This is a genomic window from Paenibacillus etheri, from assembly GCF_001012825.1.
Taxonomy (GTDB): Bacteria; Bacillota; Bacilli; order Paenibacillales; family Paenibacillaceae; genus Paenibacillus_AQ; species Paenibacillus_AQ etheri.
In genome coordinates this window covers 202,938-214,785 of sequence record NZ_LCZJ02000016.1, presented here as the reverse complement: position 1 = coordinate 214,785, position 11,848 = coordinate 202,938, and the positions used below count along the sequence as shown (strand labels likewise).

The following is an 11,848-nucleotide window of genomic DNA, read 5'->3' as shown; positions in this document are numbered from 1 at the left end:
CATCTGGTCATAAAAAAACACCTGATTTTAACGATCAAAATCAGATGTTAACTTTCAGGAATAACCCAGTTCAAGGGAGCTATTTCGTGCTTCCGCTTTTTTTCACGTTATTGCCCTTGCTTCCACTTGCATCTTTAGCGCCTGGACCCGTGGTTGGAGCACCTTTTGCAGGTTTAACTGGCTTTGCTGTTTTGTTCCAGCGTGTCCAGCCCTTACTTCCCGTACCTCTGCCCGTGCCGCCACCTTTACTTTTTGCACCCATCTTATCACTCCGTCAGTCATTCAGAATTCGTATAGTTTATACACTTAACCTATTTTACCACACTCTCACTCTGATTAGAATTCAGCATCTTTATTCATTTCGTAAATACTAAAGGTATCTTCGTGAATTTCGATGGCAATTATGGTGCCCTCTTTTTCGAAAAACTGAACATGACCTAACCGCTTGTCCTCCAGCTCCACCCAGCCAGCATCCTCTAATTTATTAAAGTAGTGGTCAGGTCGATAGAGACCTTGTTCTCCCCCTATATTATCCAATTCATACTTTACGCCTATTTTTATATTGGAGTTACTTGAAGTTGTCGTTACTTCGATTTCTTTGGCATTTTTCGGAATAGGAATTTCAGCATTGATGGAAGACACTCCGTACTCTTGTTCTTGAGTTGATGAGGTACACCCGCTATTGAATAACATTAACGGTAATAATAAAAAAGCTAATAAATATTTATACAAATATATCAACTCCTTTCTTAACTTATTTTACCAAACCAATCCATTAAAAAACACCCCACCAAAGACTAAGCTTTGATGAGGTGTCTATTTCGAATCAGCTTTACAGCTTATCCATTTTATTTAGGCTGAATATAACCTTCTGCTTTCAGAAGCTCTGCGATCAATACAGCACCGCCAGCTGCTCCGCGCAGTGTGTTATGGGAGAGACCTACGAATTTGTAATCATAGATAGCGTCTTCGCGAAGTCTGCCCGTCGATACGCCCATACCATTCTCAATATCACGATCAAGTTTGGTCTGTGGACGGTTCTCCTCTTCGAAATAAGTAATGAACTGTTTAGGTGCGCTAGGCAGTTCAAGCTCTTGAGGACGTCCTTTGAAGCTATTCCAGAGTTTCAGAATCTCTTCTTTGGATGGCTTTTTCTCAAAAGAAACAAATATAGCAGCCATATGTCCATCTGCTACAGGTACACGGATACACTGTGAAGTAATGGTTGGCGCTTCACTTTTTACGATACCTTCCTCTTGCACGCTTCCCCAGATGCGCAACGGCTCTTGCTCGCTCTTCTCTTCTTCGCCACCAATGTAAGGAATCACGTTGTCCAGCATTTCAGGCCAATCAGTAAAGGTCTTGCCCGCACCTGAAATCGCTTGGTAAGTTGTGACAACAACTTTAGATGGGTTGAATTCTTTAAGCGCATGAAGCGCAGGCACATAGCTTTGAATGGAGCAGTTAGGTTTAACCGCAATGAAACCAGTCTCAGTTCCAAGACGTTTTCTTTGCTGCGCAATCACCTCAAGATGCTCCGGGTTAATCTCAGGAATGACCATAGGTACGTCAGGCGTCCAACGATGTGCTGAGTTATTGGAGATTACTGGTGTACCTGTACGAGCATAAGCTTCTTCAAGCGCTTTGATCTCATCTTTTTTCATATCAACAGCACAAAAGATCAGATCTACGTCCGCAGCTACTTCTTCTACCTTAGAAGCATCTTGGACCATAATATTCTTCACGTTCTCAGGCATTGGAGTGGATAGCTTCCATCTGCCCTTGGCCGATTCTTCATACGTTTTCCCAGCAGATCTAGCACTGGCAGCAATCGCAGTTACTTCAAACCAAGGATGATTCTCTAGAAGGGCAATAAAACGCTGACCTACCATTCCTGTGCCGCCAACTATGCCGGCTCTTAGCTTTCTTGACATCAGAAAATACACTTCCTTTTGATTAACTGTCCTATTGTGAATAATAGGCCGATAATTAATGATATACGGATGGAGATCATTTGGCGAGTGTTAACATCAAAATAACATTAAAAAATTAAATATTTTACTTAAACCAGCCTTTTTCCTTAAATCGAGTGATCGCTTCTATCCGATTGCCCACATCCAGCTTATCGAGGATAACAGAGATGTAATTCCGTACCGTACCAGTGGTAATGTACAGCTCGCTGGCAATTTCTTTCGTATTTTTGCCATCGGCGATCAGTCCAAGTACTTCCTTCTCCCGCTGAGTCAATGGATTTACTTCACCACTGTAGGCTTCATCCATCAGCTCCGGTGCATACATGCGTCTGCCTGCCATAACATTCCGGATAGAGAGTGCCAGCTCTTCACTAGGACTGTCCTTCAGTAAATAAGCGTGAACACCCGCTTTGAGCGCACGTTCGAAATATCCCGCCCGAGCAAAGGTCGTTAATATCATCGTTTTGCAGCCGCTAGTCTTCAGGGTTTCTGCAGCGTCGAGGCCACTCATTGCCGGCATCTCAATATCCATAATACAAATATCCGGTTTAAGATGTTGAACCATCGCAACAGCTTCTTCCCCATTACTTGCCCGGCCCACGACCTTCATATCCTCTTCTAAATCGAGCAAAGAAGCCAGCGCCCCGAGGAGCATTCGTTGATCCTCAGCGATTACAATTTTAATCATTATAGGATGACCTCCTGTTTCTGATGCTGAAATGCATTGGGTACCTTAATTACGATTGTAGTACCGCTATCTCTCACGATATCCATACAGCCATTTACAAATTCAAGTCGCTCCCTCATGCCTTGCAGCCCGTGACCTTTAAAATAAAGATCATTCCCAGGTATACCGGTCCCATCATCTTTCACTTTAATGACTAGATCCGTCCGTGAGGGTTCAATAAGAATAGAACAAGACTTTGCTCCACTGTGCTTCACAACATTAGTGACAGCTTCCTTTATACACATGCTGAGGACATTCTCCGTCATCAATGAGGTGTTTGTTAGCTTTGGATTCCCCTCCAGCATATAATCAATCTCCGCAGCTGCAAGGAACTGCTGAATATGAACCAGTTCATCTTCAAGCCGAATGCCACGCATTCGCGTAACCATTTCACGAACCTCTTTCAGCGCACTTCTCGCCGTTTGTCGTACATCATTGATCTCTGCTTTTGCTTGGGTAGGATTCGAGTCGATTAGCTTTCCTGCCAAATCACTCTTCAGACCGATTAATGAAAGCTTCTGACCTAATGTATCATGAAGGTCTCGCGAAATTCGTTGTCGTTCTTCAAGCTTAACGAGTTCGGATATCCGCTTATTGGCGTCCTCCAATTGGTCTTGCAGCTTCTCTTGATTGTTACGGTTGTAGGTAGTGATGGGTAGAAGAATCACAGCAATCATGCTGACAAGTACGAACGGAAGTTGACTAATAAACACTGAATTACGCGAGAGCAGCTCATAATTGATTGTAATGATCGTAGTTAGCAGATGAATAGAGTATAGTGTGAAGAACCCCACTCGATTCTGTATGTTCCCAATGAAAAAGGCTAGAAAAAGAGCAAAATACATATATCCGAACAAAAGCGTCATCGTTATAGACACTAAAATTTGAACACTCGTCCAGAAATAAACCAGCCAACCCTTAGAAACAAAGGAAAGTACATAACAAACAAAAAATACAGCGATCATCAAGATTCCCCAAACTACTTGATAGGTAGAGGAGGAACGAAATATAAAATAAAACGGTAGAATGTAAAAAACGACCCACACATAAGGGCTGAGACCTGTGCTTTTATGAAAAATATGATGCCACTTTTGCATGACCGCTCTCCTTTTTACCATACATTACTCTCCTTATTCTAGCACAAATTCAGTGAAAATCTGTTGAACCGCTATGATAAATAGAAAAAGATTAGAGCCACGAATGATTTCCCCGGCTCTAACCTTTCTATATACTCCTATTTTGTTCGAACCTATAGTTATTATTCTCCTTGGAGTCTAGTCTTATGAACTTGTAGGACTTCTCCCGCTACCTTAGGTTTGCTTAGTCTCGACTTTACCTCTTTAAAGCTGATGAAGCACTTATTCTCCTCATCCCAAAGACGGAAGTGTAAAGCCTTCAGGCTAGTGCTAAGCGTTATGGTCGTCGCCTTTTGCAATGGTGGTGTAGCATTATGTGCTTTTTCTAAATTATAGTTGGGTACCTTCGGACTTAAATGATGGACATGGTGGAACCCGATGTTCCCAGTGATCCATTGCAATAGCTTAGGTAGCTTATAATATGAGCTTCCCTCTACTGCAGCCATAACATAACTCCACTCCGATTCATTCTCAAAGTAGGAATCCTCGAACTGATGCTGAACATAGAACAACCATATTCCGAGAAAACCGGATACAAAAGCTATAGGCAATTGCACCATGATAAAGGCTTGCCATCCGATCGCCCAAATAAGCACACCATAGAGAGCTGCGATAGATACATTTGTTAAATAGGTATTCATCCGCTCTTTACGTCTAGCGCCTTTAGCATTAAACCGATACTGAATCATAAAAACAGCAATAGGTCCTAAACCGAACATCACGATTGGATTACGGTAAATCCGGTAATATAGACGTTTCCAGAATGAAGCTGCTTCATATTCGTCAACAGTCATAATCCATATGTCGCCAATCCCTCTTTTATCGAGGTTACTGGAGCTGGCGTGATGAATGGAATGACTATGCTTCCACTGACGATAAGGAACAAGTGTTAATACACCTGTGATCGTTCCGATAATGTCATTCGCTCTACGATTCTTAAAGAATGATCCATGTGTACAATCATGGAAAATAATAAAAGTTCGAATTACAAATCCTGCTGCAGGAATGGCCAACAAAAGGGTGAGCCAGTAGGAAACGGATAAAGAAAAATAAGCTCCGCCCCATAACAGCACAAGTGGCGCTAAAGTATTAATGAGCTGTCTTATGCTCGCGTTGCGGTCGTTTTTTTCATATGGGGCTACACTTTTTTTAAGACTGGAGAGCTGTGATGTCTGTTTTGTAGTCATCTTTATCGTTTCCTCCTTGATGTGTCTGGCTAAGGATCTTTTTATCTATCCTTAGTATAGGAGATAAAGTGTCATCCTATAAGTCATAAACATCAAGTAAAGAGTATGATAAATGTCATACTTATGCCCTGTTTTTATCCCTTTAGCTATGCAAACCAGTACTTCTTCGTTAATTGACCTGCCTCGCATGCTCTTCTCGGTATTCCGTAGGTGTCTGACCACTAGCTTTTTTAAAGACTTGAGTAAAATATCGTGGGTCCTGATAACCAACAAGCGGGGCGATCTGATACACCTTCACATTACTGCTTTGCAATATATACTTCGCTTTCTCCATCCGACAATGAGTAACATACTCCAAGAAGGTATAGCCTGTTATTTGTTTAAATAAAGTACAAAAATGACTGACGCTAAGATCGGCAAGTTCCGATACTTCTTCAATATTTAAGTCTTTATGATAATTACTCTCGATATAACGTTTCGTCTTCTCGATGGAACTGCGTGTGTCCTCGCGATTCACAGGTTTGCTACCTTGATCCAATCGCTCCCCAAATTCTTCCTTCAACGCAGACATCATTTCGCTCAGGGTCCCCAAATGGTGCAGCTTGCTTAGTAATCCATGTAGAGACCAATCCGAATTTAGATTCAAATGTTCAAAATGTCTGTATAGCACGACAACCAACTCCACAAGAAGACGTTCTGCAATCTCCTTAGGAATAGCTTGTGCTTCAATATATAGTGCCATCTCATCAAACAAGGAAGACATTTGGTTTCTATTCAAGGAACGAATACTCACTATCAGCGAGGTCTCCAGCTCTTTTGGATACTTAACTTCTGTATTGCCTGCGAAGGATGTTTCCTCATCTATAAACACCCCGGCATGACCAGAATAGAAACGTTGATACAGAGCCTTCGCAGCCAAAGGATACACCGCGCTTAATTGATCAATCCCTTGTGTACAGCGGCTGATTCCTACAGAGCAGCTTAGCTTGGAATATCTTTTGATCCCAGTAATTAAATGTTCACCTAGTTCTCTTCTGCTCATGCTTAAAGATCCAGGAAAGAGCAATATCCACTCTCCGTTATGAAAAGGAAAGACTGTAAGCACTCCATGCTCCAGCGACCACTCCTCAACAATATTACGGATCGCAAACAGCCACAGCCGCTTTTCTTCCTCGCTCCACTGCCCTGTAAGCACAGAATAATCATCCAATTGGACAACAGCCATGAAATATCCGCTCTCAAGTTCACTATTCTCCAGCCATTTCAGATGCTCAAGCGGCCTTGCATTTCCCAAAGTGATTTCAGCAAACATCCGTTCACGGGCTAGCATCGACAGCATCTGCACAGAATGCATCATCTGATCGTTTTCTTTCTGCTCATCCAGCCTCGTCTTCGCTCGGTGTAGCATTGCAACCAGTTCGTCATGGTCGATGGGTTTCAGCAAATAATCAAAGGCTCCTTGACGCAAAGCTTCTCTCGCATATTCGAACTCCCCATATCCACTTATAAAGATAAATACCAGCTTAGGATTCTTTGGTAATACTTCCTTCATCAAAGTGATTCCGTCAATCACAGGCATACGGATATCGCTGATTATAATATGCGGTGTAGTTTCTTCTATTAAGCGGAGGGCTAGTTCTCCATTTCGAGCCTCTCCCACAATTTCCATCTGAAGATCATCCCATGGAATAGCTACCTTTAGACTACGAAGAATAATCGGCTCATCATCTACGAGCAGTACTTTATATTTATCTTCTATCTCATCCATTCCAGCACCTCCATGCTTATTGAACACTTGAGTTTTGGATCAGATTCCAGTATTCCAACGATGATGCCTGCACTAGCTTTAAAGCGTGATCTGCAGACATTTCTTCGTTAATCATTTTTTCGATGACACTTAGAAACATTTTCTTAACTTCAGGTGATAATACGTTATCGTAAGGCACAAAGCTCTTGCGGTTCTCTTCCATCATTTCCATCACTTGCGCGAATACCGGACCGGTCTTCTCCGGATCAAAAGCAATTCGGATGGATGGAATTCTCAGGCCTTCATATACAATTCGGGTCTGAATTTCCTGCGTATAAAAAGCCTTCATAAGATCCAAAGCGGCTTCCCGTTTAGCTCCATTTAGTTCAGAGGAAAGACCAATGCCTATGGTGTAACCCCCTGCAATCGAAGGCTCCTCACCTTGCTTCAAGGCAGGAAATGGTATTACGCCTACCTCATTCTGAAAATCAGTTGGAGCCGCACTACCAGAAAATAAATTGATATCCCAGTTTCCATTTAAATACATCGCAGCCTTGCCGCTTGTAAACAATCCAACTGCATTTTCAGTTGAAAGATCATTAGACTGGGTACTAAAGGCTCCTTCTTTTATCCAATGATCCAAATGCTCGAAAGCCTTTAAATAGGACTCATTCTGAAAGCTCGCTTGATCTTCACCTGTGATTAGCTTCTGGATCAGCTCGGAACCAGCATAACGATCCATTAAATAATGTGCAAAGATCCCGGCGGGCCAACGATCCTCGTTCCCGAGTGCAAACGGAATGTATCCTCCAGCCTTAAGCCTCAGGATGACATCATCGAGTTCTTGAAGCGTTGTAGGCGCCCCGAGACCAAGCTTGTTGAATATAGTCTTATTGAAATACAGCGTTTCAGCGTTTCCTTCGATAGGCAATCCATAAATATGGTTGTTAAAGGTCCATAGATGCAGATCCTTGAATTGATTCGTTAGACCGTTCTCTCGGACAAAATCAGACAAATCAACCAGTCGATTAGAGCGCACATATGGCTCTATTTCAGCGCCACCAAATAAGACAAACATATCTGGTGGTGTCCCAGTAACCATCTCGCTTTTCAGCTTTTGTTCACGGTGAATCGTCTGGTCTAGTCCTTCAAAATTGACCTTCACATTCGGATGCGCAATTTGGTATTTATCCACGATTTCTTCAAAGATAGCTAGCAGTGGCCGATCATGCTCTTTGATCCAGAAATGACGGAAAGTCAGCGTTATTTTTTCTGGTGAATTATCTTCAATCGGTTCGTGATCTCCTAAAGTAATAAATAAAACAGCGCCAGATATCAGCACTAAATATATCCACATCCACTTCAATAACCACTTCATGTCAATCTCCCCCTATTTCCTCTGTATGATCGATTATGGCAGTATTTTTGGTATACGAATTCGAATCGTTGAACCAAATCCAGGAGATGAACACACAAGTAAGCCATATGGACTGCCGAATCGGATATTCAGGCGCTCATGTACATTCTTAAGCCCAACACCGCTGTCACTATATTTCTTCTGGCCGCCTCCCTCGTTGTCCCATAGATTCATCATCTTGGCTAAGTCGAAGCCCGGACCGTTATCTTTTACGATAATGATCATATCCTTACCCATTTCATAGGCTGTGATTTCTATGATTCCAGGGTCCTCCATCGGTTCAATCGCATGGTACAATGCATTCTCTACAATGGGCTGAACAATCAGTTTTTGAGTCATAAACGTTCTAAGACCTTCAGGAAGATTTATAATGTACGAGAATTTATCCTCAAAGCGGAACTTTTGAATATCCAGATAATGGCGAACATGCTCAAACTCCATTTGCAGAGGAATCAGCTCTTGATTCTGACTAATACTGATTCGCAGTAGCTTGCCGAGTGAAATGACCATTTTACTAATATCTTTATTGCCCTGTAGCACAGCCATCGAATTAATCGATTCGAGTGAGTTATAAATAAAATGTGGATTAATCTGTGCCATTAATGCCTGCATTTCTGCTTCCTTTTTACGCCCCTGCTCTGTCTGTACTTGCACAATCAACTCGTTGATCTGTGTGCTCATCCGATTAAAGCCATCAATCAGCAAATCACTTTCATCATCAGCACGATAGCGTGTAGTAATAGGTGTAAAAATCCCCTGCTTCACCCGTTTCATTCCGTTGACCGCGCTGTTAATGCTATAAACGAGCCGTCTAACAAAATACCGGTCAAACAAAATGGCGGATAACAATGAAACCGTACTCAAAATAATCGCAATGTTACGAATAGATATGGATTCCGAAGAGATTAGATTCATCGGTGTAATCGCTGCCAAATACCAGTCTTTATTATGTGAAGGAAGGAAGGTTATGAGTGATTTTTCCCCCTGATAGTTGTCGATGTAATAGTTTTGTTCCTTGGCATAATCATTTTCTAAAAAAGGGAACTCCGTACGCTGCCCAATATGTTCACCGGATTTGTTAAAAACGATATTCCCCAGCTTGTTCACCAGCAGAATATCACCCTTCTTAAGCGTTGCTGCCTCCCAGAAGATCTGATCCAGTAAATCAGGTTTAACATTAACGACCAAATAGCCTATATCTTCAAGAGAATAATAATCTTTGATCACTCTGGATTGCACAAGTAACGGATGGCCCGATAACGCCGAACCGTTCTCACCGGGTCCTGACCATACAGGGCGCCCCTCAGCGCTCTCCATAGCACTAAACCAACTCTGCTTCTTCATCTCCTCAAAGGACATCGGCGCATTGTATTGATAAAGCAGCCGATCTTTACTGTATAAACTAAATGAAGTAATCATCGGATGATTAATGAGTAAATTGTTGAGCTCCTGCTTGCGATCATAGGTGAGTACAAAGCTCGTCTGCTTGAGCGATTGTTGAATCACCGGTTGTGTGATCGCAGAATTTGTGATCGAGGAGATTTCACTAAGTGCGAATTTGAGCTTTCGATCCGTTTCGAGCAGTGAAACCCAGTAGAAGTTACTTGATTTTTTCTCCATAGCGTTAGAGAAGTTGACATAAGTAACAATCCCCATCAGAATCACCGGAATAAAGACGAGAAGAATAATAGCGAACAAGATTTTACGGCGGAGCTTCATGATATTCCCCTTCCCCCTGCTGTCTCTGTCCTCTAGTATTCTTCACGAATCCGCCTATTCCCTTGTAAAGGTTAAAAGTAAGATCAGCTCTTTATAGCTCCTGAGGTAAGTCCCGCAATCACCCATCGACTAAACAACAGGAATACGATCAGCAGTGGCAAGGTCGCCGTGAATGTAGCTGACATGATCATTCCATAATCGAGACCGTCGCGATTGGAGAACAACTGCTGGAGCGCGATTTGTATTGTAAAATGTTCTTGATTCTTCAACACGACCAAAGGCCAGAAGAAGTCATTCCATACGGTCATAAAATTCAGTATGCCTAGTGTAGCCATCGCTGGAGTGATAATTGGAATGGCGATGTTCCAAAAGATCCGGAAATGTCCACCGCCATCAATCCGTCCAGCTTCGATCAGTTCCGTATGTACAGCCGTAGAGATATACTGCCGCATCCAAAAGATTCCGAAGGCATTAACCATAGCTGGTACAATCAGCGCCTTGAAAGAGTCGATCCAGTGGAGCTTGGCCATAATTACGTAAGTAGGTAGCACACCAAGCTGCTGGGGTACAAATAGAGTGGCAATTACAAAGTAGAACAGAATATTTTTAAACGGGAATTCATATTTAGCAAAAGCATAACCAGCCAGTGTACAGAAAAACACGACCGATATAGTTACCATCGACGAGACGAATAATGAGTTTCCTAGCGCTTGAAAGAAATCTGTTTTATCCAGTACCCGCTGGAAATTGTCAAAAAACTGGTTCCCAATCGTAAGCAAAGGAGGTACATGGAATACTGCGCCCCTATCATTTGTGCCAACTACAAACATCCAGTAAAAAGGAAAGATGGACACGAGCGCACCAAGAATCAGAATGAGATAAAATAAAGCTTTGCCGAAAATCCCAAGATCATCCGGATCTTTTTTTAATAGACGCACAGTACTCACGCTTTACCCCCTCCTGTATCTCCGCCCATGCGGCTTGAAACCAGCATATTAAGGACAGAGAATATAATCGTGACCACAAACAGCAGAACTGCCGTAGCCGCCGCCGTACCGAAGAATCCATTGCGGAATGCCTCACTGTACAAATAGGTAACCATAGTGATGCCTTCCTGACGTGTAGATCCCGTTCCTGATTGTCCCAAGAATACATAAGGTTCAGTGAACAGCTGCAGGGCGCCTATAGTCGAGAGCAAAGTGACGAATACGATGAACGGCTTTAGTAATGGCAATGTAATAAAGGTTAATTGCTGCCTTCTGTTCGCTCCATCAATACGGGCTGCTTCATATAAATCCGTCGGAATACTTTGAAGTCCTGATAGAAAAATAATGGCATTATACCCTGTCCAGCGCCACATCACCATGGTTGAGATCGCAATTTTGACCCCCCACCAGCCAGAGTTGAAGGCCACACTATCAAGCCCTAAACCACTGAGCATCCAGTTGATCATCCCGTTGTTTCCAAACAGCGTACTAAACACCAGGGTAACCGCAACGATAGACGTAATATTGGGCATGAAAAAGAGAACGCGGAACGTTTTCTTGAAACGAGTCATCCCCGAATTCAACAAGACGGCAATCAAAAGCGCCAATAGGATCTGCGGAACAGTTCCGAGCAGTCCCATAATTAACGTGTTGCTAAAAGAAATCCAAAAGGTAGGGTCGCTTGTGACCAATTCATAATTTTTCATCCCTACGAATTTCATAGGATTCAAAGCATCCCATTTAAAGAATGAGAGGTAGATCGTAAAGAAGATCGGATATAGTCCAAATATCGAGAACAGAATAAAAAAAGGAGAAATGAAAGTATATGCAGTGATGCGGCTCCTTCTTTGTTCAGTTAAAAACGGGCGCTTGCTCTCGGCATGCGGACTCGAAATAACAGGCTCAGCCATGTCACACCTCCAGGTAATCTAACGTATCAAGCAAAAACGTCTTCG

General features: G+C 42.6%; 11 protein-coding genes. All 11 read right to left on the bottom strand.

Annotated elements, in window-relative coordinates; all coding sequences use genetic code 11:
• Positions 1–79: 79 nt before the first annotated feature.
• The gene (locus UQ64_RS04655; protein WP_060622334.1) at positions 80–262 is read right to left on the bottom strand and encodes a DUF3934 family protein; all 183 of its coding nucleotides are present in this window, start codon (positions 260–262) and stop codon (positions 80–82) included.
• Positions 263–336: 74 nt separating this feature from the next.
• Positions 337–732, bottom strand: coding sequence for a hypothetical protein (locus tag UQ64_RS04650; protein WP_060622333.1), 396 nt, complete (start codon positions 730–732; stop codon positions 337–339).
• 116 nt (positions 733–848) lie between these two features.
• Positions 849–1,934, bottom strand: a complete 1,086-nt coding sequence (gene asd, locus UQ64_RS04645) for an aspartate-semialdehyde dehydrogenase (protein ID WP_060622332.1) — start codon at positions 1,932–1,934, stop codon at positions 849–851.
• A gap of 124 nt (positions 1,935–2,058) precedes the next feature.
• Positions 2,059–2,661 (bottom strand): response regulator transcription factor, encoded by a 603-nt coding sequence (locus UQ64_RS04640; protein ID WP_060622331.1) that lies wholly within the window; start codon positions 2,659–2,661, stop codon positions 2,059–2,061.
• Entirely contained in the window at positions 2,661–3,797 is a 1,137-nt protein-coding gene (locus UQ64_RS04635) for a sensor histidine kinase (protein WP_060622330.1), read from the bottom strand. Before UQ64_RS04635 ends, UQ64_RS04640 begins: the two co-directional genes overlap by 1 nt.
• A gap of 161 nt (positions 3,798–3,958) precedes the next feature.
• Positions 3,959–5,023: a Delta(5) desaturase DesA gene (desA, locus tag UQ64_RS04630; RefSeq protein ID WP_060622329.1), complete on the bottom strand. Its 1,065-nt coding sequence runs from the start codon at positions 5,021–5,023 to the stop codon at positions 3,959–3,961.
• A gap of 169 nt (positions 5,024–5,192) precedes the next feature.
• The gene (locus tag UQ64_RS04625) at positions 5,193–6,791 is read right to left on the bottom strand and encodes a response regulator (RefSeq protein WP_060622328.1); all 1,599 of its coding nucleotides are present in this window, start codon (positions 6,789–6,791) and stop codon (positions 5,193–5,195) included.
• A 16-nt stretch (positions 6,792–6,807) separates the two neighbouring features.
• The gene (locus UQ64_RS04620; protein WP_060622327.1) at positions 6,808–8,148 is read right to left on the bottom strand and encodes an ABC transporter substrate-binding protein; all 1,341 of its coding nucleotides are present in this window, start codon (positions 8,146–8,148) and stop codon (positions 6,808–6,810) included.
• A gap of 33 nt (positions 8,149–8,181) precedes the next feature.
• Positions 8,182–9,906 (bottom strand): cache domain-containing sensor histidine kinase, encoded by a 1,725-nt coding sequence (locus UQ64_RS04615; RefSeq protein ID WP_060622326.1) that lies wholly within the window; start codon positions 9,904–9,906, stop codon positions 8,182–8,184.
• An 83-nt stretch (positions 9,907–9,989) separates the two neighbouring features.
• A complete protein-coding gene (locus tag UQ64_RS04610; protein WP_060622325.1) occupies positions 9,990–10,853 on the bottom strand; it encodes a carbohydrate ABC transporter permease in 864 nt (287 codons plus the stop codon).
• The gene (locus UQ64_RS04605) at positions 10,850–11,803 is read right to left on the bottom strand and encodes a carbohydrate ABC transporter permease (RefSeq protein ID WP_042187483.1); all 954 of its coding nucleotides are present in this window, start codon (positions 11,801–11,803) and stop codon (positions 10,850–10,852) included. The genes UQ64_RS04610 and UQ64_RS04605 overlap by 4 nt, the downstream gene beginning before the upstream one ends.
• Positions 11,804–11,848: the final 45 nt, after the last annotated feature.

Bases quoted from the DNA above. Each gene is read 5' to 3' on its own strand.
- UQ64_RS04635 (WP_060622330.1), bottom strand. From the start codon at position 3,797: ATGCAAAAGTGGCATCATATTTTTCATAAAAGCACAGGTCTCAGCCCT.
- desA (WP_060622329.1), bottom strand. From the start codon at position 5,023: ATGACTACAAAACAGACATCACAGCTCTCCAGTCTTAAAAAAAGTGTA.
- UQ64_RS04605 (WP_042187483.1), bottom strand. From the start codon at position 11,803: ATGGCTGAGCCTGTTATTTCGAGTCCGCATGCCGAGAGCAAGCGCCCG.
- asd (WP_060622332.1), bottom strand. From the start codon at position 1,934: ATGTCAAGAAAGCTAAGAGCCGGCATAGTTGGCGGCACAGGAATGGTA.
- UQ64_RS04625 (WP_060622328.1), bottom strand. From the start codon at position 6,791: ATGGATGAGATAGAAGATAAATATAAAGTACTGCTCGTAGATGATGAG.
- UQ64_RS04655 (WP_060622334.1), bottom strand. From the start codon at position 262: ATGGGTGCAAAAAGTAAAGGTGGCGGCACGGGCAGAGGTACGGGAAGT.
- UQ64_RS04640 (WP_060622331.1), bottom strand. From the start codon at position 2,661: ATGATTAAAATTGTAATCGCTGAGGATCAACGAATGCTCCTCGGGGCG.
- UQ64_RS04615 (WP_060622326.1), bottom strand. From the start codon at position 9,906: ATGAAGCTCCGCCGTAAAATCTTGTTCGCTATTATTCTTCTCGTCTTT.
- UQ64_RS04620 (WP_060622327.1), bottom strand. From the start codon at position 8,148: ATGAAGTGGTTATTGAAGTGGATGTGGATATATTTAGTGCTGATATCT.